Source organism: Micrococcaceae bacterium Sec5.1, assembly GCA_039636795.1.
Taxonomy (GTDB): Bacteria; Actinomycetota; Actinomycetes; order Actinomycetales; family Micrococcaceae; genus Arthrobacter.
Map to the genome: position 1 here is coordinate 2,830,003 of CP143430.1, position 18,745 is coordinate 2,848,747.

At 61.4% G+C, this 18,745-nt stretch carries 15 protein-coding genes; 10 read left to right on the plus strand and 5 right to left on the minus strand.

Annotated features, from left to right (window positions below):
- The first annotated feature begins 21 nt into the window (after positions 1–21).
- Complete coding sequence (locus VUN82_12925) at positions 22–1,587, plus strand: CocE/NonD family hydrolase (GenBank protein ID XAS70030.1); 1,566 nt, start codon at positions 22–24, stop codon at positions 1,585–1,587.
- Here VUN82_12925 and VUN82_12930 read toward each other — a convergent pair.
- Complete coding sequence (locus tag VUN82_12930) at positions 1,573–2,394, minus strand: IclR family transcriptional regulator (GenBank protein XAS70031.1); 822 nt, start codon at positions 2,392–2,394, stop codon at positions 1,573–1,575. The genes VUN82_12925 and VUN82_12930 overlap by 15 nt on opposite strands.
- A 118-nt stretch (positions 2,395–2,512) precedes the next feature.
- On the opposite strand from VUN82_12930, the gene VUN82_12935 reads away from it, so the two are divergent.
- The 9 genes from VUN82_12935 to VUN82_12975 all read left to right on the plus strand — a co-directional run bounded on the left by VUN82_12935 (position 2,513) and on the right by VUN82_12975 (position 11,660).
- The gene (locus VUN82_12935; GenBank protein XAS70032.1) at positions 2,513–3,094 is read left to right on the plus strand and encodes a VOC family protein; all 582 of its coding nucleotides are present in this window, start codon (positions 2,513–2,515) and stop codon (positions 3,092–3,094) included.
- Positions 3,095–5,221: an acetate--CoA ligase family protein gene (locus VUN82_12940; protein ID XAS70033.1), complete on the plus strand. Its 2,127-nt coding sequence runs from the start codon at positions 3,095–3,097 to the stop codon at positions 5,219–5,221.
- Positions 5,218–6,366, plus strand: a complete 1,149-nt coding sequence (locus tag VUN82_12945; protein XAS70034.1) for a MaoC family dehydratase N-terminal domain-containing protein — start codon at positions 5,218–5,220, stop codon at positions 6,364–6,366. The genes VUN82_12940 and VUN82_12945 overlap by 4 nt, the downstream gene beginning before the upstream one ends.
- 159 nt (positions 6,367–6,525) lie before the next feature.
- A complete protein-coding gene (locus VUN82_12950) occupies positions 6,526–8,226 on the plus strand; it encodes an NAD(P)/FAD-dependent oxidoreductase (protein ID XAS70035.1) in 1,701 nt (566 codons plus the stop codon).
- 204 nt (positions 8,227–8,430) lie between these two features.
- Positions 8,431–9,180, plus strand: a complete 750-nt coding sequence (locus tag VUN82_12955) for an SDR family NAD(P)-dependent oxidoreductase (protein ID XAS70036.1) — start codon at positions 8,431–8,433, stop codon at positions 9,178–9,180.
- Between the two features lie 73 nt (positions 9,181–9,253).
- Positions 9,254–9,793: a flavin reductase family protein gene (locus VUN82_12960; GenBank protein XAS70037.1), complete on the plus strand. Its 540-nt coding sequence runs from the start codon at positions 9,254–9,256 to the stop codon at positions 9,791–9,793.
- Positions 9,794–9,846: 53 nt separating this feature from the next.
- Entirely contained in the window at positions 9,847–10,341 is a 495-nt protein-coding gene (locus VUN82_12965) for an NUDIX domain-containing protein (GenBank protein XAS70038.1), read from the plus strand.
- A gap of 2 nt (positions 10,342–10,343) precedes the next feature.
- Positions 10,344–11,060, plus strand: coding sequence for an NADPH-dependent F420 reductase (locus tag VUN82_12970; protein XAS70039.1), 717 nt, complete (start codon positions 10,344–10,346; stop codon positions 11,058–11,060).
- A gap of 60 nt (positions 11,061–11,120) precedes the next feature.
- Positions 11,121–11,660 (plus strand): nuclear transport factor 2 family protein, encoded by a 540-nt coding sequence (locus VUN82_12975; GenBank protein ID XAS70040.1) that lies wholly within the window; start codon positions 11,121–11,123, stop codon positions 11,658–11,660.
- Positions 11,661–11,776: 116 nt separating this feature from the next.
- Here VUN82_12975 and VUN82_12980 read toward each other — a convergent pair whose 3' ends face one another.
- The 4 genes from VUN82_12980 to VUN82_12995 form a co-directional block, all read right to left on the minus strand.
- Positions 11,777–13,279: an NAD-dependent succinate-semialdehyde dehydrogenase gene (locus VUN82_12980; GenBank protein ID XAS70041.1), complete on the minus strand. Its 1,503-nt coding sequence runs from the start codon at positions 13,277–13,279 to the stop codon at positions 11,777–11,779.
- A gap of 63 nt (positions 13,280–13,342) precedes the next feature.
- Complete coding sequence (locus tag VUN82_12985; GenBank protein XAS70042.1) at positions 13,343–15,028, minus strand: thiamine pyrophosphate-dependent enzyme; 1,686 nt, start codon at positions 15,026–15,028, stop codon at positions 13,343–13,345.
- 61 nt (positions 15,029–15,089) lie between these two features.
- Positions 15,090–16,397: a 2-oxo acid dehydrogenase subunit E2 gene (locus VUN82_12990; GenBank protein ID XAS70043.1), complete on the minus strand. Its 1,308-nt coding sequence runs from the start codon at positions 16,395–16,397 to the stop codon at positions 15,090–15,092.
- A 27-nt stretch (positions 16,398–16,424) separates the two neighbouring features.
- A complete protein-coding gene (locus VUN82_12995; GenBank protein ID XAS70044.1) occupies positions 16,425–18,641 on the minus strand; it encodes a thiamine pyrophosphate-dependent enzyme in 2,217 nt (738 codons plus the stop codon).
- Between the last annotated feature and the right edge of the window lie 104 nt (positions 18,642–18,745).

Below are 18,745 nucleotides of genomic sequence, written 5' to 3' on the forward strand. Positions count from 1 at the left end.
TGCGAAACACCGAAGGCTGACATGACCCTGATAGTTGAAAAGCACGTCCCTGTCGCAATGCGCGACGGCGTTACCCTCTCTGGAGATGTGTACCGGCCAAGTGCTGGGGAACCGCGGTCCACAGTTCTGATACGAACGCCCTACTGCAAGGATGACCCCGCGCACGCCAACACGTGGATTAACGTCCTGCGTGCCGTGGAAAGCGGGTGGGCGGTGGTGGTTCAGGACGTACGGGGCCGGTTTCGAAGCGAGGGCGACTTCGTTCCTTTTGTGAATGAAGCCGATGATGGTGTGGACACTATCCAGTGGGTGCGCGGGCAACCGTGGTCCGACGGCAAAGTGGGCATGGTAGGCGGGTCATACGTAGGTATCAGCCAGTGGTTGGCGGCGGCGAAGAATCCTGAAGGCCTCATTGGCATTGTTCCCGCTGTGACCGCCGACGACGTCCATTCCGGTTGGCTTTACGAGGACGACAACGTCGTGTTGGGATTCCTTGCACACTGGGTGTCGATTCTCCTCGCAAGCGCCGGTATGGATGAAAATAGCCGTCCGCGGATCGCAGGCCTGGAGCGGAACGTCGCAGAGGGGAAAATCCGTACTTTTCACCAACTCATCGAGGAGGCGGGGGAATTCGCGCCGTACCTGCGCGACTGGCGGGACCGTAGCCGTTCGCTGGTGGATCCGGAGCTGGCTGGGCACGTTGAGGTGCCGGCATTTGTCATCGGAGGCTGGTTCGACATTTTCCTTCCAGGAACGGTTGCCAGTTTTGTCCGACGAGAGGCCATGGGTGCGCGGAGTCGCCATGATCGCCTCTTGATAGGGCCCTGGGCGCACGGTCTCATGGGCGGATGGTTCCCGGCGCGCTTCTTTGGTCCTGCATCATCGTTTGACAGCCTGGACCCGACCTCCCTTCAACTCGGTTGGTTGGAGGAAATACGCGACGGCCGCAACCACGCTGACCACCCTGTGAGTGTTTTCTCCATGGGAGCTGATGAATGGCGATGCTTCTCAAGCTGGCCACCGGATGACGCCCGCCGAATGCAGCTTCAATTACGCTCCAGCACGCCGGACCGTGCTAAAACGAGTGCGGATACCTACGGCGTGCTGTCACTGGAGCCACCCGTACCGACAATCGGCGGGCGAACATTCTTCCCGGGCTACAAGGTGGGCGCGAATTCAGGTCCGCGAATGGTGGACGCATTGAGTGCGCGCCACGACGTGCAGACCTTCGTTTCAGATCCACTGTTCGAAGACGTCGAGATCCTGGGGACGGTCACCTGCAGGCTCAAGGTGGCGGCCACTGGTCCCACGCCTGTGGTCATCAAGCTGGCAACACTGGATGACAACGGCTCCTCGGAGCTGCTCTGCGAGGGGTCCTCATACAGCAGTGGGGACGGTGGAAGCGGGAAGCCAATCACCGTGAATCTTGGATCCACCGCGATCCGGCTTTCGAAAGGAACCCGCTTGTGCGTTTACCTTGCCAGCTCAGATTTTCCACGGTTGGAGGACGGCCCCCGGACATCCCTGGAAGTTTTTCACGGGGAAGGGGGGCCGGTACTGGAACTTGACGTACTACGGCTGGGTTGAGTCTCCTTCTTCTTCGTCGAGGCGACGGGCTTCCATCAGAGCATCGAGGCACACCTGGAAGTGCTCCTCGTTGGTAAATCGATGAAGCGGGACCGTAATCGTCAGAGCAGTGCGGGGGCGTTGCGAGCCTTCGAAGAGAGGAACTGCCATGCCGCAGACGCCCAGGACGTATTCCTGGTGGTCCAGTGCGTAACCACGCGATCTGGTCACCTCAAGATCGGCCAAGAATTCAGGAAGGGTAGTGATCGTATGCTCGGTTCGCCGCGTGAGTTCACCGTCTACGAACCGGATCCGTTCCAGTTGTGATTCGGGACCGAAGGCGAGGAGGGCCTTGCCTGAGGCGCGAGCATGAATGTCGCCGGAAACGCCAACCCTAAGATCCGCTACCCGAACCGCGTGGCTGCCCTCCTCAACGGCGACCACAGTGACAGTGCCGCCTTGCCACGCGGAAAGGTAGGCGCTTTCGCCGGTAGCATCAACCACCATCTTCAAGAGACGCAGCGCCAGGGGCGAGGGACGCCAGTCGTCTTCCACGCGCGAACTAAGATCCAGGATTTTCCCGGCGGCGAGTTTGTAGGTGCGCTCGTTACGTTCCAGATAACCGGCATGTACAAGCGTCGCCAGTAAATGGGAGGTCGTCGCAATGTGCAGGTTTACCGCGCTCGCGATGGACTGGGCCCGCATGGGCTCCTTCGACGCCGCAACGACATCAACGATGTTCAGGGCCCGGGCAACCGACTGCACCAGGTCTTTCGGAGCTTCGCTGTCGGGAGACGGTTTGTCGATTGTCTTAGTTGTACTTGCCATGCGGAAATCATACGCACATGGCGAAAGGAGAGCTACAACGCCATGAGAAAGAGTCGGTACCCGGGGACAGCATTTTATCCGTTGACAGCAACTAGAAAGCTAGCGTAGTTATTACATTATGAATGCAACTATCACATCAAGAGAGTTTGAGCGGGATGGCGACGCTGCCAGGCCCGTGGCGGGAGCGGAATCTGTTCAGTTCGCAGCTTCTGTTCCGATAGGAAAAGTGGGGCAGGTAGGGATCCTCGTGCCGGACCTGGACGAGGCCATCGACTTGTACGGCCGAGCCTTCGGCATCGACGAGTGGACTTGTTACAGCTATGACCAGGAGTTCATGCCCTGGTCACGCTTTGGCGCCGAGGAAGGCGCTTTTGCCATGAAGCTCGCCATGGGCGGGTCCAATCCCCAGATCGAGCTCATCCAGCCATTGGCCGGTCCAAGTATCTATCACGAGTTCACCGAACAGGGGCGCACCGGCCTGCACCACTTGGGCGTCTTCGTGGACAGCCTTGATGACGCGATCACGCTCATGGAAGGGTCCGGATATCGGGTTACGCAAACCGCGCGTGGCTATGGCCAGGGCGGCGACGGCGGATTTGCCTACTTCGATACCGAACGTGATCTCGGCGTCGTGGTCGAGGCAATAGAAGTCCCCGCCCGCCGCAGGCCGGGGACCATCCGACGTACTGGAGGAATGTAAATGTTGGATAGCAAGGCCGTTTTGAGCCCGGTGCGCATCGATAACCCTCTAAAGGCAGAGAGTGTGGCAGTGGTTGGCCCCTCCCGGGACGCATGGAAGACCTCGGGACGGACCTTGGATTACCTCGCCCGGCTCGGCTTCGAGGGGCGGTACTACGCAGTCAGCAGCGTGCACAAGGAAGTGCTCGGTGTACCCACCGTGGAGAGCCTCTCCGACCTCCCCGAGGTGCCCGACGTTGCTGTCCTCGTGGGTCCGGCCGACAGGGTCATCGAGGATCTTCGCGAGTGCGTGGCGCTCGGCGTCCCTTTCGCGGTGGCCTTCGCTGCCGGCTTCGGTGAGACCGGCAGGCACGACCGCGACGAGTTGCTCCGTGCAGAATTGGCCAAGGGCACCACCCGACTTATCGGGCCCAACTGCATCGGCTTTATGCACGTGGGCCGGTCACTGACCGCAACGTTCTCCTCGGTCCTGCAGCGTAGTGCGATTCCGGCAGGTCACGTGGCCATGTTCAGCCAGAGCGGCGGACTCGGAAACGCGCTCATGCAATCCCTTGCCGCACGCGGCGCGAGCGGCTTGAGTGCATGGGCCAGCTCAGGAAACGAGATTTCTACGGGCTTTACCGACTGGGCGCAGTGGTTGGGCGCTGATTCGGACACGCATGTCCTCACCTGCATCGTCGAGAGCTTCAGCGCAAACGACGACCTCGAAGCCGCTGCAACCGCTGCGGGGGACCGCGGAATCCCGGTCATCGTCCTGAAACTGGGACGGTCCACCCGCGGCGCGATGAGCGCCCAGTCGCATACCGGGAAGCTGGCGGGCAGCGGCCGTGTCGCTCTGAGCGTCCTGCGCCACCGTTTCGGAATGGTGTGTACCTCGCCTGAGCAACTCCTTGATTTGACCGAGACGTTCGACGTCTTCCATGGACGGCTCTCCGGCGGTGACCAGGAACTGACGGTCGTCACGACTTCCGGCGCCCAGGTGGGGCTCTGGAACGACCTGGCCGATGACCGCGGCCTGACTTTCCGGGATCTTGAACCAGATGCGCTCCAATCAATCGGCGATGCGGTTGGCAGCAATCACCTCGGCAACCCCATCGACGTCGGAGTCCAGTCATCCACTGCCGACTACCTGCGCATCCTTGAACGGGTCTTCGCCACGACGTCGGACGGTTGGGTTATCGTGACGGCGACCCGGCTCGCGCACGATTTCGATGAGTTGGCGGCCGGTATCGCCGGGATGAGCATCCCGGCGGGAGTGCGCGTCATGGTGGTCCCCTTGTCCGAGGACGACCGGGTCACGGCCACCCAGGCCGGGATCCTGCGCAAAGCAGGAGTACTTTCCCTGCCTACAGCGGGGCGTGCGCTGGATGCAATCGCGGCCGCATCTTCATGGGCCCAGGTCCAAAGAACCCGTGCCAACCGCGGAGATCTCGTGGGGAGGGCCCTCAAGACGACGACGACTGACGGGACGTCCAACCTGACGTGGCGTGAGGTGGCTGAATCCTTGGCGGAATCCGGTGTCCCTGTGCCCGCCAGCCGCGCCGTCCGTGATGTCGACGGCGTTGTCCAGGCCGCCGAGGAGATCGGCTTCCCAGTGGCGATCAAAATTGACGACGCCGAGATCCTGCACAAGGCAGACGCCGGCGGCGTTTTCATCGGCGTCAACGACGCCGACAGCGCGCGTGCGGCAGCCACCCAGCTCGCATCCCTCCAGGGGGAGGCCGCGACGATCTCTGTCCAGGCGATGGCACCAGGGAAGACCGAAGTCCTCCTGGGGCTTCGACGCGATCCCGAATTTGGTCCGGTCCTCGTCATCGGCGCCGGCGGCGGGATGACTGAGGCAATCGACGATATAAGTATCCTTCCGCTCCCGGTGTCCCGGTCGGAGGTCCGGCAAGCCATCTCTGACGCGCGCGTTGTGGCCACCAGCCTTCGCGGTGAGGCCGGCGGGAAGACCCTCGAGGCCCTTACGAGCACTGTGATCGACATAGTTGCCTGGGCCGAACGGCACGGGAACATCCACGAGTTCGAATTCAATCCCATCCTTGCGGACCCGGCGACAGCAACCGTCACGGTCGTCGATGCTGTCGTCTCAGTCCACACCACCTCGTTAGGACCAACAACATGACCAGCGCAGCTACTGCCGTACCGGCAAAGCAGATCACCGATGAAGACGTCGCTTACATGAAGAGCTTTGTCGGCGAGTCAGCCGTTATCGTGCAATGGAACGAGGAGGCCAGCACCGACTCGATCCGCCACTACGCGTGGGGGATCGGCGACGAGAACCCGCTGTGGCTATCCGACTCGTACGCGCAGACAACGCGGTACGGTACCCGGGTTGCACCCCCCACCTTCCTCTACTCCGTGTGTGACGCCGAAGTCGCAATGGGCATGTCAGAGGGCCTCCAGGCCATTCATCTTGGTGCCGACCTCGACTTACGCCGGCCGATCCGGCTGGGGGAGCGGGTGCGGGCCCGCGCCTTCGTCGAGGACGTACGCGAACGGGTTGGCCGCCGGTCGGGCCGCCTCGTGGAGCAGGTGGGGCGCACCGATTACTTCGTCGGCGAAGAGCTGGTCGGGATCGTCCGTAACACGATCGTCTGCGTGGCTCGAAGTTCCGAGGCCCAGCGGATGCACGAACCGCGAGACCCCCACGTCTACACGGACGAGGAGAAGGACCAGATCCGAGCCGCGATCCTTGCTGAGGAGATCCGCGGCCAGCGCACGCGTTTTGCTGAGACGGTATCCGTCGGCGATGTCGTGCCGCAGGTGGTCAAGGGTCCGCTCGACCTCATCACCATGACTGCGTACTACGCGGGCGCAATCGGTACCGCCGGCTACCGCGGCGTCGAGACCCGAGTGCGCCAGCAGGAGCGAGTGAGGAACGGCGACCCAAGCGCGCCGACGAACCTCGGTCCCGAGCACTTCCTCTCCGAGCCCTTCCCGAGCTTGGGACACCAGGACGCTGCCATGGCGCATGCGATCGGTATGCCGGGCGCGTACGACAACGGCAACCAGCGCGTGTCGTGGATGTCGCACTGCGTGACCAACTGGATGGGCGACGACGCGGATCTTGTGTCGCTTTCGGTCCGCATTAAGCAGCCGGGTGTCTTTGGTGATACCCAGTGGATCGGAGGCGAGGTCACGCGCGTGTTCCGCGATGAGAACCATGGAGCATGCGCTGAACTCACACTGAAGGCCATTAACCAGTTAGGTGTGGAGACCACGAGCGCCGTAGCGATCGTCGCCTTGGCCGAGACCCGCACGAGTTGACGCTAACCGGGTGGATGACTGGATGACGCATTTTCCCGCCATATTGGCGTCCATTGCCATGCCGGTCCTGCCCCAGCGGCTCTTAGCGTTATTTGTGAACCGTTATTTGTGAACGAGGATCGGCAAAGAAGCCGACGCACTGACATCAAAGGAGATCCGGTGGGCTTTTCAAACGTACGAAATCAGGCAGACGGGACTGAGGAATATTCCGTCGTCGTGATCGGCGCGGGCATGGGGGGCATCTACGCCCTCCACCGTTTTGCAGATCTGGGACATGACGTCCACGGCTTTGAGGGAGCAGACGGCGTCGGGGGCGTCTGGTATCACAATGCCTACCCGGGTGCCCGCGTGGACTTGGAGAGCCACAGCTACTCCTTCATGTTTGATCCCGAACTTTACGCGGGATGGGACTGGAGCGAACGATACGCAGCGCAACCCGAAATCCTGCGCTACCTGAACTATGTTGCGGACCGCCTCGATGTGCGCCGAAACCTTTCGCTAAGCACCTGGGTGACGTCGGCTGAGTGGCAGCCGCATGAGAACAAATACTTGATCAAGACCAATACGGGCCGGACAGTTTGGGCCCGCTACCTGGTCATGGCCACCGGACAGCTGTCAAAGCCGCGCAAGCCGGACTTCCCCGGCCTGGATGATTTCCAAGGTGAATGGCATCAAACCGGCCACTGGCCACAAACCCCCGTCGAGTTTGCCGGCAAGCGCGTGGCAGTCATAGGAACGGGCTCTTCAGGCGTGCAGGCTGCGACTGAGATCGCCAAGACCGCCGGGCAACTCTATGTCCTGCAGAGGACCCCGAACTACTCGATCCCTGCACACAACGGGCCAGCGGACAGGAGGAAGAAGGCCCGGCTCAACAAGAAAGTCCTGCAACTGCGTGATGAGTCATACAATTCTCCAGTTGGGTACGTCATGCAGGGCTTTGCGGGCAAGGCTTCAGACTTTTCCGAGGAACAGCAACAGCAGATTCTCGAGTCGAGATGGGCGTTCGGGGGCCAGACTTTGCTCGGAACTTTCTCGGACCAGGGGACGAACATCGACGTTAATAACGTTGTAGCTGAATTCGTCCGCGGCAAGATCCGCGACATGATCGATGATCCGGAGACCGCGGAGAAGCTGATGCCAACCTCCTACCCAATCGGCATACGGCGCCTCTGCATCGACACCGGGTACTACTCGATCTTCAATCAAAGCAACGTCAGTCTGGTTGACTTGAGAAGTGATCCGGTGGAGCGCATCACCAAGACCGGGATCAAGACCCGGAACAATGAGTACGAGGTTGATCTCATCGTTTTTGCCCTCGGCTTCGAGGCCTTTACGGGAGCCCTGGACCAGGCCAACGTCCGCAATGAGCACGGCCAACAGCCCAGCGACCGGTGGAAGCATAAGCCGCAGACCCATTTGGGGGTCATGACGCATGGATTCCCCAACCTGTTCATGCTTACCGGCCCGCAGAGCCCCAGTGTGCTTGCAAACTTCTTCGTGGGGAACAACCAACACGTTGATTTTGTAGCGGACATCATGGCGCACGCCGAAAAGAAGGGCGCCGTCCGCATTGAGGCCAGCCTTGAGGCAGAGCGGGAGTGGGGCGAGCACTGCAATGAGATTGCGGAGCCGCTGTTGCGCCGGGCCGTGGACAACTACATGGTCCACGTCAACAAATACGACGGCTCGCGCTATTTCATTCCGTATGCCGGGGGCTTCGACAAATACGTCAAAAAGGTCCAGGAAGTTGTCTCCGATGACTACCGCGGCTTCATGTTTTCGAAGGCGTTCGCGTCCGGCAATGCAGGACAAACCGGGAATGAAAGCCGGAGCCGTGACGCGGTTCTGACAGCAAAGTAGATAGACAGCCAACGGGCTCCCCGGAAGCAGGACTGGTCATCCAGTTCAGGCTTCCGGGGAGCTTTTGTTCTTGCGGGCAGTCTTCGCCGAGGACACATCTTGGCGCAGTTTCCTTCCTTGTTGGCGCCGATGGCCATGCCGTTGCAGCCCCATCCGCTCATAGCGTTGATGGTGGGCCAACTACCAGGACATGAAGGAACAACCATGGACAACATACTTGAAGGCAAGACAGCAGTAATCACCGGTGCGGGTTCAGGCATGGGTTTGGCAACCGCCCGCCTGTTTCATCAGCATGGCGCAAACATTGTCCTGGCCGACTTCTCCGGGGCCCAGGAGAAGACGGCAGTCGAGCTGGGAGACCGCACGGTGCCGATCCAGGCTGACATCTCAAACTCGGTAGACGCCAAGGCCATGGTCAGCTTGGCCGTCAGCGAATTCGGTGGACTCGACATCCTGTGCAATATCGCAGGAGCCAATGCCCCAATGGTGCAGCACCATGAGGCGCTGGAATCGGACTTCGACAAGATGATCAACGTGAATCTCCGGGGTGCTTTCCTCACGATGAAGTTTGCCATTCCGGCAATGTTGGAGCGCGGCGGGGGATCGATAGTCAATGTGGCTTCAGCCGCAGCCTTGATGGGAACGCCCTTGTATGGCAGCTACAGCGCCTCCAAGACCGGCCTCCTGGGATTGACCCGCACCATCGCGCTTGAATACGCGGCACAGAATATCCGCGCGAATTCCATCTGCCCGGGCCCCATTAGGACTCCAATGATGGAAGAAGCCCTCGCGGAAAACCCTGCGGCCGCCGACTACCTCATCAATATGGTTCCGGCACGTCGCGTCGGAACCGCAGAAGAAGTAGCCAATGCCGTCCTGTTCCTCGCCAGTGAGCAGTCTTCGTACATTACCGGGATCGCCCTGCCTATTGACGGCGGCCAGACCGCAGCATAGCGGTCGCGGCGTATTCGGTCCGGGAGTGGTTCGAGAGCGACCACTCCACTCGGGCACCGAGAGGAAGAAAATCATGAGTCAAAAATTTATGACCCGGCCGAAGGTCAGTGCATTCGGCAACGACCCCTTGGTGGTGCGAAGCACGTTCGCGCAGTTTCCCTCCGGCGTTGCAGTGCTGGCGATTGAAGCCGGCGATGAGAAGCATGCACTCGTTGCGTCATCGTTCATGGTTGGAGTGTCGCTGGAACCGTGCCTGGTTGCGGTAGCTGTGCAGAAGTCGTCGGAGACGTGGGAACAGATCAAGGACGCTGCCTCGCTCGGGGTTTCGATCTTTGGCAAGGGGCAAGGGCATCTGACCCGCAAGCTCGCAGGCAAGGACCGTGCCACACGCTTTGAGCAGGTGGCAGTTGACATCGGCGAGGACGGAGCCGTGTTCATAGAAGACGCGGCGTTGTGGCTGGAGTGCTCCATCCATGAGGTTTCAGAAGCCGGCGACCACTGGATGGCGCTGCTTGAGGTGAAGAAGCTCGGAGTTGGGGAAAACGAGCCGCTCATCTGGCACGGTGCAAAGTTCCGCGAGCTTGTTAACTCCCGGTCGATCGACGTCGTGTAGCGGCCTGGGCCGGTTGCTGCACGTGGGAGGTAAATACGCGCTGGGAGGAAAATATGAGCGCCATTGATGCGGTGTCCAATGTCGGGTTTCCGTCACTCGCTGCGCATGACATCCCGGCGGACCGTACCGTGATTGCGGCCGTGGTCCAGTGGCGGGACAAAATTGCCCTGTTCAGAAGAAGCGGAAATCTTGGTCACGACTGCGGTCTTTGGCATTGCATCACCGGTTTTATGGAAGCCGGTGCCACGCCTGAACAACAGACCCTTGAAGAGTTATTTGAAGAAACCGGCCTCCAAGACAATGATCTCCTGGCCCTCCTGCCGGGACCGGACGTGGTGGTGGCCGACGGTTTGGGGAATCCGTGGCTCATCCACACTTTCACTGCTGTGACGTCCCGCCGGCGGCTGAAGATCAACTGGGAAAACGACGCCTACCGGTGGACCGCTCCGCACAAGGCCAAGCGGTTCGCCAACCGGGTGGCCTGGCTGGACAACGTGCTCGACGCAACCGGCCACCTCCCCAATCCACCACTCTCAAAAGAGGAATAGATATGACCACCCTTGGAATTATTGGCACCGGAAACATCGGTGCTGCCATAGCGCGTCTGGCCGTAAATGCCGGGATCCGTGTAGTGCTGTCCAACTCCCGCGGCCCGGAGACCCTAGCCGGCTTCGTCTCAGAGCTGGGACCCCTGGCTTCCGCCGGCACCGTCGAACAGGCCGCAGCGGCCGGAGACGTTGTGGTGCTCTCCGTGCCGCTCACGGCACACACCGCCGTTCCTGCATCGCTCCTGGAAGGGAAAGCTGTACTGGACACCACCAACTACTACCCGTTCCGGGATGGAAGGGTGGCTGAGCTCGACGAGGAACGGCTCACTACGAGCGAGCTTGTCCTGCGGCACTTTCAAGGAGCCGGCCTGACAAAGGCATTCAATAACATCCTGGCGCACCACATTCCGCAGCTGGTTCGTCCCGCCGGCGCCTCCGATCGCACCGCCCTTCCGGTGGCGGGCAATGACGTTTCTGCCAAAACCAAGGTAATGGGCGTTATCGAGCAACTGGGTTTCGATGCCGTGGACGCTGGCGCGTTGGCCGAGAGCTGGCGTTTCGAACCGGAAGCCGCTGCCTACACCAGGCTTTACCTGGCTGACCCCGCAACCCCGGACGAAAGCATGCTCGAAGCTCCCGCGGCACCTGTGTCAGCTGAGCGTCTGGGCGAGGCCCTGAAGCGGGCCGAACCAGTGCGGGTCGCCGCACGCACGTTCTAAAAACCCCAACGAGGGTAGTCAAAGAAGCTGCCTGACGTTTGAAGTAGAAAGTCTGGATATATGTCTCTCACAGATGCTCAACTAAATGAGTTGTATGACAAGCAAGCCCTCCACGACAATCTGATGTTGTACGCGAGGGGCGCGGACCGGCACGACCGCGAGCTGATGAAATCCACCTACTGGCATGATTCATTCGATGATCACGGCAGCTACGTCGGAAACGGCCATGGGTGGGCCGATGCAGCCATGACCTGGCACGACAAGATCCACAGTTGCAGCCACCATATCTCCAATGTCTTGTCCGAGATCGACGGTAATCGGGCGAAGCGCGAAAGCATGTTCATCTGCGTTGTTCCCTTCAAAGAGCCCGAAGTAACAATGTTCCAGGCAGGCCGCTACCGCGATCTGTGCGAGAAGCGCGATGGCGTGTGGAAGATCCTTCATCGGACCTGCATCTGGGACTGGATCGACGTCCGGCCCATCAACTCGGATTGGGACGTCGTAAATGTCCCTCGTGTCTCACACTGGGGAGCTTGGCACCCGGAGGACCCGATCTACCTGGACTGGGTGGACAGCCCGGCCACAGAGTTCTCGCGGTAGTCACTGCATCTGCGGCGACTGCCTTCCCTGGACCAACGTTGTCTGGCCCAACACTAAAGCGCCTGCCGGCTCCCTCAATAGGGGCCGGCAGGCGCTTTTGGTGTGTCTTCCGGCGTTTAGTGGGCGTAGGGGTCGGCGATGCCGATGTATTGGGTGGTGGTGTAGTCGTTGATGCCTTCGGAGCCGCCTTCGCGTCCGAGGCCGGATTGTTTGACTCCGCCAAAGGGTGCTGCGGCGTTGGAGATGACGCCGGCGTTGAAGCCGACCATGCCGAACTCGATCTGCTCCGCAACCCGTAGGAGGCGGTTGAAGTCGCGACTGTAGAGGTAGGACGCGAGCCCGTACTCGGAGGCGTTGGCCAGGCGGATGGCGTCCTCTTCGCTAGTAAAGGTGGTGACGGGGGCGACAGGGCCGAAGATTTCCTGGCCCAGGATCGCTGCGTCGTTGGGAACGTTTGCCAGGACGGTGGGCTGGTAGAAGTAGCCGGGTCCGTCCACGGGCGCACCGCCCGTAACTGCAACAGCTCCGGCGTCGACGGCGGCACTCACCAAGGCGTGCACATCCTCCCGGGCCCCGGCGTCGATCAGCGGACCAACCTGGGTGGCGGGGTCGGTGCCTCGCCCGGTGGTCAGCGCGCCCATGGCGGCGGCGAACTTGGCCGTGAACTCCTTTGCGACGGATTCGTGGAGGAGGAAGCGGTTGGCGGCGGTGCAGGCTTCGCCCATGTTCCGCATCTTCGCGGCCATGGCCCCTGCGACGGCGGCGTCCAGGTCTGCGTCTTCGAACACGATGAACGGGGCGTTCCCGCCGAGCTCCATCGAGGTCCGCAGGACGTTCTGTGCGGCGTCTGCGATGAGCCGCTTCCCCACTGGGGTTGATCCGGTGAAGGAGATCTTCCGCAGTCGTGAATCCTGCAGGAGCGGCCCGGAGATCCCGGACGCACTGGAGGAGGCGACGACGTTCAGGACTCCGGCGGGCAGGCCGGCGTCGAGCATGGTCTTGGCGAAGTACTGGGCCGTCAACGGTGTGAGCTTGGCGGGTTTGAGGACCATGGTGCAGCCGGCCGCGACGGCGGGGGCGACCTTGCGGGTGGCCATCGCCAGCGGGAAGTTCCACGGGGTGATCAGCAGGCAGGGTCCGACGGGTTTGTGCTGGACCAGGATCTTGTTCTTGCCTTCGGGCGTGGTGAGGTACCGGCCGTAGTCGCGGACGGTTTCTTCGGAGAACCAACGCAGGAACTCAGCACCATAGCTGACCTCGCCGCGTGCTTCGGCCAGGGGTTTGCCCATTTCCAGGGTCATCAGCAGGGCGAAGTCCTCGGCCCGTTCGGTGACGAGGTCAAAGGCGCGGCGGAGGATCTCGGCCCGGGTTCGGGGTGCGGTGCGCGCCCAGGAGGACTGGGCGGCGTCGGCCGCGTCCAACGCGGCAACAGCGTCCTCGCTGGTCGCGGAAGCGAGGGTGGCCAGCACCGCCCCAGTGGCGGGATCGTGCACATCGAACGTGCTGCCGTCGGACGCGTCCCGCCACTGCCCACCGATCAACAAACCGGTAGGCACGGACGCGAGCAGCGTAGCTTCGCGTTCAGATGATACGGCAGGGGAAAGCGCAGAAACTGTCATGAAGGGAAGTCCTTAAAAGTTGAGGGTTTGAGCGGCTCAAGTGAGCCGATGGCTGATGGGTGGTTAGTAGGCTTTGACTCTCTGCTCAACCACCAGATGGATCAGCGCAAACACGCGGTCCTCGTCTATGGCTTTCAGAGCAGCCTTGATGGCTGCAGGAATGTCAGCATCAAGTTCCACCTTGATCCCGAAGCCGCCGAAGGCCTGCGCCATGAGCGCGAATTCCGGGTTCTTCAACTGGGTCCCTGACACCCGCTCCGGGTAGTGACGTTCCTGGTGGGTGCGGATGGTGCCGTACTCCTGGTTGTCCATGACGATGACCAAGGGAGTGGCGCCGTATTGGGCGGCTGTCGCGAGTTCCTGGCCATTCATCAGGAATTCGCCGTCACCGGCAATGGTCACCACACGCCGGCCTGGGTATTCCAGGGATGCGGCGATGGCGGAGGGGACCGAGTAGCCCATGGAACCGTTCCGGGCACTGATCATCGAGGCATACCGCTGGGTGGGGAAGTAGCGATGGGCCCAGTTGGTGTGCTCCCCGGCACCGAGGGTCACCATGGCGTCAGCAGGTAGCGTGGGGACGAGGTTGGCCATCAGTGTATCCATCCGTGCGGGGCCAGCCGACGGCGTCGCCGGGGGCAGGCTGGCGAAGGCTTCCTGCTCCCCGCGCATTTTCGACGTCCAGTTCACCCATTCATCCTTGACGGGAAGATCTATCTTTGCCAGGTCACGGATAAAGACGTCCGGTTTGGCCAGGATTTGGTAGGAGACCGGACCCGAGCGGCCACGGAGCGAGGGGTCGATGGTGACAAGGAAGTTCTTTTTTGCCCAGTCCTGGCGGCAGAGGAATCCGTTGGTAATAACATCCCCGGGAACCGTGCCCACAAAGATCAGCAGGTCGGTTTCTTCCAGCAGATCATAGGTGGGGCGGGGCCTGCCGTAGCCGATGGGGCCTACGTAGGACGCCGAATCGAAGGGGATGGTGCCTTCGGTGCGCCATTCAGCTGCGGCCGGGATGTGGTGCTTTTCCAGCCAGCGCGTGAGCTGGTCGGCGCCTTCCTGGGTCCAGTCGTTCCCACCCGTCACAAACAGTGGCTTGCTGGATGCGGCCAGGGCATCGGCCAGCGCGGCCGCGTCCAAGGTGGTCATTCCGCCGGTGGCGACTGGGATGGCTGGATGGAGTTCGGCGGGGATCTGCTGACGGATAACGTCTTCGGGAAGGCCGACGACGACAGGCCCAGGCCGTCCGCTCATCGCCGCGAACAAGGCTTCGGCAACGATTTCGGAAGCGCGTGCCGCGTGGTCCAAGACCATCACACGCTTCGCGCCCGTATCGAACCAGGCCTTAATATCGAATTCCTGGAAGGCCTCGCGATCCCTGTGGGCGAAGGGGATCAGCCCCACGAACAGAACCATCGGCGTTGAGTCCTGCCACGCTGTATGCAGTCCAACATGGGCATTGGCAGCGCCGGGTCCACGGGTAACCATTGCGATCCCGGGCAGCTGGTTCATCTTCCCATCAGCCTCGGCCATGTATGTGGCTCCACCCTCATGGCGGCAAACGATGGTTTCGATGGGGGAGCCGTGGAGCCCGTCAAGAACGTCAAGGAAGCTCTCGCCCGGCACCACATGCGCCCGCTTGATGCCATGGGCGGCCAGCGTATCAACGATGACATGGCCCGCGGACTTGAGGGATGGCTGCAGCACGGCCTCTTGCAATTCGTCGTGCTCGGCTGTTACTTGAGTCATGGATAGGACCTTTTCGATGGATGCCGCGTCATTGCGCAACAGGTTTAAGTCGATGGATGGACTACAGGAGAATGCTGAGCGGGTTCTCTATGCGCGCCTTGAATGCAGCCAGCAACTGGGCTGCCACCGCGCCGTCGATAACACGGTGGTCTGCGGAGAGGGTGCAGCTCATGACCGTGGCAACTGCCAACTGGCCGGAGCGCACCACGGCGCGCTGTTCCGCCGCACCGACGGCCAGGATCCCTGCCTGGGGCGGGTTCAGGATGGCCGAGAACTCCCGTGTTCCATACATGCCCAGGTTCGTGAGGCTGAAGGACCCACCGTCGAGTTCTTGCTGCCGGATCCGGCCGGCGGCGGCACGTTCTTTGTAGTCACCCATCAGCCTGCCCAGAGAGCTGAGGGAGAGGTTTTCCAGGCCGCGGACCACCGGTGTCAGCAGGCCGTCCGTGGTCGCGATGGCCACGGAGACATCGACTGTGGAATAACGGCGGATGGCTTCACCTTGCCAGGAAGCATTTGCAGCGGGCACGTCCACGAGGGCGCCTCCCAGGGCTTTCAGAACGAGGTCGTTGACGGTCGTTTTCTGTCCCTGGGCGGGCATGTCCTGATTGATCTGTTTGCGTAAGGCCAGGAGCGCGTCCATTTCGACGTCAATGGAGACATAGAAATGGGGAACGCTGGTCTTCGACTCGGTCAGCCGCCTGGCAATGGCCTTGCGCATGCCGGAGAGTGGTACGTCCTGGAAGTTTTGCGCTCCCGTCTGCGATGAAGCCATCGGGGGAGCGGGAGCGGGTTCTTGCACCCTGGGGACGGGCTGTGGCCCCACTGCTTGATGCCTTCCGGCAGCTTCAACGTCGCCGCGCAGAATCCTGCCGTTGGGTCCGGAACCCTCCAATGCTGAGAGGTCTATCCCCATTTCTTTTGCGAGCTTTCGGGCCAGGGGTGACCCGAAGATGCGCGAGCCCGGTCCTTGATTCTTGCTGGACGCTTCAGGGCTGGAGTCCGGAGCCCCACGCCGCGGATCCCGGGTTGTTGGGGCTTCAGTGTCCTCCGGAACTAGATGCTCTGCAATGCTGTGCGAGGCGCCGCCAGCGGAGGCGATCTGCTTGTCGATGGACGCCTCATCTTCCCCGGCTTCCACGAGCACGGCAATGGGCTCACCGACACCTACCGAAGTTCCCGGCTGTATTAACAGCCTTCCTATGGTGCCCGGAAACTCAGCCTGAAGCTCAACAGTGGCCTTTTCAGTCTCAATTTCGGCGATGGGCTGTCCGGCGGCGATCGTGTCGCCTATTTTCACGAGCCAGTCCTGGAGGGCTGCTTCGGTGGCGTCTGCGACGACGGCCGGCATGGTGATGATGGTTGCCATGGTGAATATCCTTTGATGGGAGCCGGTTCAGGAACGGCCGAGGTTGCGGGCTATTTCGTCAAAGCCGGCAAGGACGTCGTCGACATCGGCATTGGCGGCAGCCTCAAGGACTTTCGATATGCTCGGCGCCGCTTCCCTGCCCGTAACTCTTTGGACGGGCTGGTCGAGGTAGTCGAAGAATCTGCGTTGGATCTCGTCGGACAGCCAGCCGCCATATGAGGTGCCCCGGGCGCCTTGCTCGACGATCAGGACGTTGTTGGTTTTCTGGATTGAGGCCCCGATCGTGTCCCAGTCCAGGGAGGCTCGGTCAAGCCACCGGAGATCAATGATTTCGGGGTCGAGATCCATTCGCTGCCCGGCAGCCCGGAGGGATACGTCCACCATGTTCAGGTAGCTCAGTACGGTGACGCCTTCGCCTGCGCGACGCACGGCAGCCTTGCCAACGGGCAACTGGTAGTCGAGATTTCCAGCGGGTATGTCTCCCTTGGTCCCGTAGAGGTCAACGTGCTCAAGCACCAGCACAGGGTCCTGGAGTTCCAGCGCAGTATTCATCAGGCCGATGTAGTCGTGCGGAGTTGACGGCGCTACGATTCGCCAGCCCGGGTTGTTGGCGAAGATACCTGCCGGGTCCATGGAATGCTGGGAGCCATAGCCGGCTCCCATTGCAACCTTGGAGCGCAGAACCACGGGCATCGTAGACTGGCCGCCGAACATGTGCCGCGCCTTGCCGATCTGGTTAAATATCTGGTCAGCCGCGACCCACAGGAAGTCCGAGTACATGAACTCAACAACTGGTTTGTAGCGCCCTGTCATGGACAGGCCGCCCGCGAGGCCCGCGAAGGCGTTCTCACTAATGGGTGTACCAAGGACCCGATCGGGGTAGGCGTCCTTCAGCCCGCGGGTGGCCCCGTTGGTGCCGCCCTTGAGCCGGTGAACGTCCTCGCCCAGGACCAGCACACCCGGGTCAACGTCCATCCGGCGCCCCAGTACATCTGCAATTGCATCTACGAAGCGGCGCTCCTCGGTGCCGGTTTCGGTGCTTTCTCCGGAGGTTGATCCTGTCAGCGCAGGTTCGCTCCTGATGTCCGTGTCCACCCCTGTGGGGTCGGGCCAAAGCGTCGGGCGGATGCGGCGGGCGCCTTTGGTGCTTTCCGGGTCCTTCTCCGTAATTCCGTCTACAATTCGGGTGATGTGTTCTGTGATGTGCGAGGTGAGATCGCTCAGTTGTTCATCGGTGAGGAGTCCGCGCCGGGTCATCTCGACGGCCAGCTTGGCCAGCGGGTCGCGATCACGCCACTGCTTTTCCTCCTCCTTGGTCCGGTAGCCGAAGGCACTGCCCGGGAAGGGGCCGTTCTGATGGAAATAGCGGTAGGTTTCCGCCTCGATGAGGGTTGCGCCCTTGCCTGCGCGCATATGATCCACGGCTGCCTTCTGGGCAAGATAGACCGCGAGGGGATCCATCCCGTCCACGCGCCAGGATCTGATTCCGAAGCCAGGGCCACGAGCCGCCAGCCGAGGTTCACCGGTAACGTCGGCAACATGGGTCGAAACGGCATACAGGTTGTTCTCAATGTAGAAGCACAGTGGCAAGCGCCAGGCAGCGGCAAGATTCAGCGTCTCCAATGTCGAGCCTATGTTTGAGGCGCCATCGCCGAAATAGGTCACCGTGACGCCCATGCCGTCTGCCGGCCCGCCGCCGTCGTGGATTTCTGCGTCATGGCGCTGTGCCCAGGCGTTGCCTGCGGCAAGCGGCACTCCGCCACCCACGATCGCGTTCGTACCCAGCGCTCCGGCCTCAAGCCACTGCAGATGCATTGAGCCGCCCCGACCACCGCTGAAACCGGCTTTGAGACCCAAAATCTCGGACATCGTTCGTCGGATGAACTCCGTGACTTGGTCGTTCTTTATCCCGTCGATGATCGACATGCCGTTCGGGGACAGGTAAGCAAGACCCTTTGCCAGGAATTGGTGATGGCCTCGGTGCGTGCCGTTGACGCCGTCGGCGCCCCTCAGCGCCAGAATGGATCCAACGGCGGCACCCTCCTGACCGATACTGGAGTGGGCGGGGCCGTGTACGAGGCCCTCACCTGCCAGCTGCAGGACAATTTCCTCGAAAATTCGAATGGTGTGCATCTGTACCAGCATGGATTCGAGCAGCTCCGGAGCTGCTTCATCCCAGTCTTTACGGGTTGTCCGCAGCTCTGTGCACTCTGTCGAGTAGGTCAAAGGCGTGGTGGTTGACATCTATGGCTCCCAGGTGGCGAACGTGAAATGGCTTTGAGGCGTTCGTACAACCATAGAGGGGCGAATGGATCCAATGCAATGCATAGGACCATGTTTTACACGCC

Excerpts from the sequence above, each read along its gene's own strand:
- VUN82_12925 (XAS70030.1), top strand. The coding sequence starts at position 22 with ATGACCCTGATAGTTGAAAAGCACGTCCCTGTCGCAATGCGCGACGGC.
- VUN82_12930 (XAS70031.1), bottom strand. The coding sequence starts at position 2,394 with ATGGCAAGTACAACTAAGACAATCGACAAACCGTCTCCCGACAGCGAA.
- VUN82_12980 (XAS70041.1), bottom strand. The coding sequence starts at position 13,279 with ATGACAGTTTCTGCGCTTTCCCCTGCCGTATCATCTGAACGCGAAGCT.
- VUN82_12940 (XAS70033.1), top strand. The coding sequence starts at position 3,095 with ATGTTGGATAGCAAGGCCGTTTTGAGCCCGGTGCGCATCGATAACCCT.
- VUN82_12990 (XAS70043.1), bottom strand. The coding sequence starts at position 16,397 with ATGGCAACCATCATCACCATGCCGGCCGTCGTCGCAGACGCCACCGAA.
- VUN82_12935 (XAS70032.1), top strand. The coding sequence starts at position 2,513 with ATGAATGCAACTATCACATCAAGAGAGTTTGAGCGGGATGGCGACGCT.
- VUN82_12965 (XAS70038.1), top strand. The coding sequence starts at position 9,847 with ATGAGCGCCATTGATGCGGTGTCCAATGTCGGGTTTCCGTCACTCGCT.
- VUN82_12960 (XAS70037.1), top strand. The coding sequence starts at position 9,254 with ATGAGTCAAAAATTTATGACCCGGCCGAAGGTCAGTGCATTCGGCAAC.
- VUN82_12995 (XAS70044.1), bottom strand. The coding sequence starts at position 18,641 with ATGTCAACCACCACGCCTTTGACCTACTCGACAGAGTGCACAGAGCTG.
- VUN82_12945 (XAS70034.1), top strand. The coding sequence starts at position 5,218 with ATGACCAGCGCAGCTACTGCCGTACCGGCAAAGCAGATCACCGATGAA.
- VUN82_12985 (XAS70042.1), bottom strand. The coding sequence starts at position 15,028 with ATGACTCAAGTAACAGCCGAGCACGACGAATTGCAAGAGGCCGTGCTG.
- VUN82_12955 (XAS70036.1), top strand. The coding sequence starts at position 8,431 with ATGGACAACATACTTGAAGGCAAGACAGCAGTAATCACCGGTGCGGGT.
- VUN82_12975 (XAS70040.1), top strand. The coding sequence starts at position 11,121 with ATGTCTCTCACAGATGCTCAACTAAATGAGTTGTATGACAAGCAAGCC.
- VUN82_12970 (XAS70039.1), top strand. The coding sequence starts at position 10,344 with ATGACCACCCTTGGAATTATTGGCACCGGAAACATCGGTGCTGCCATA.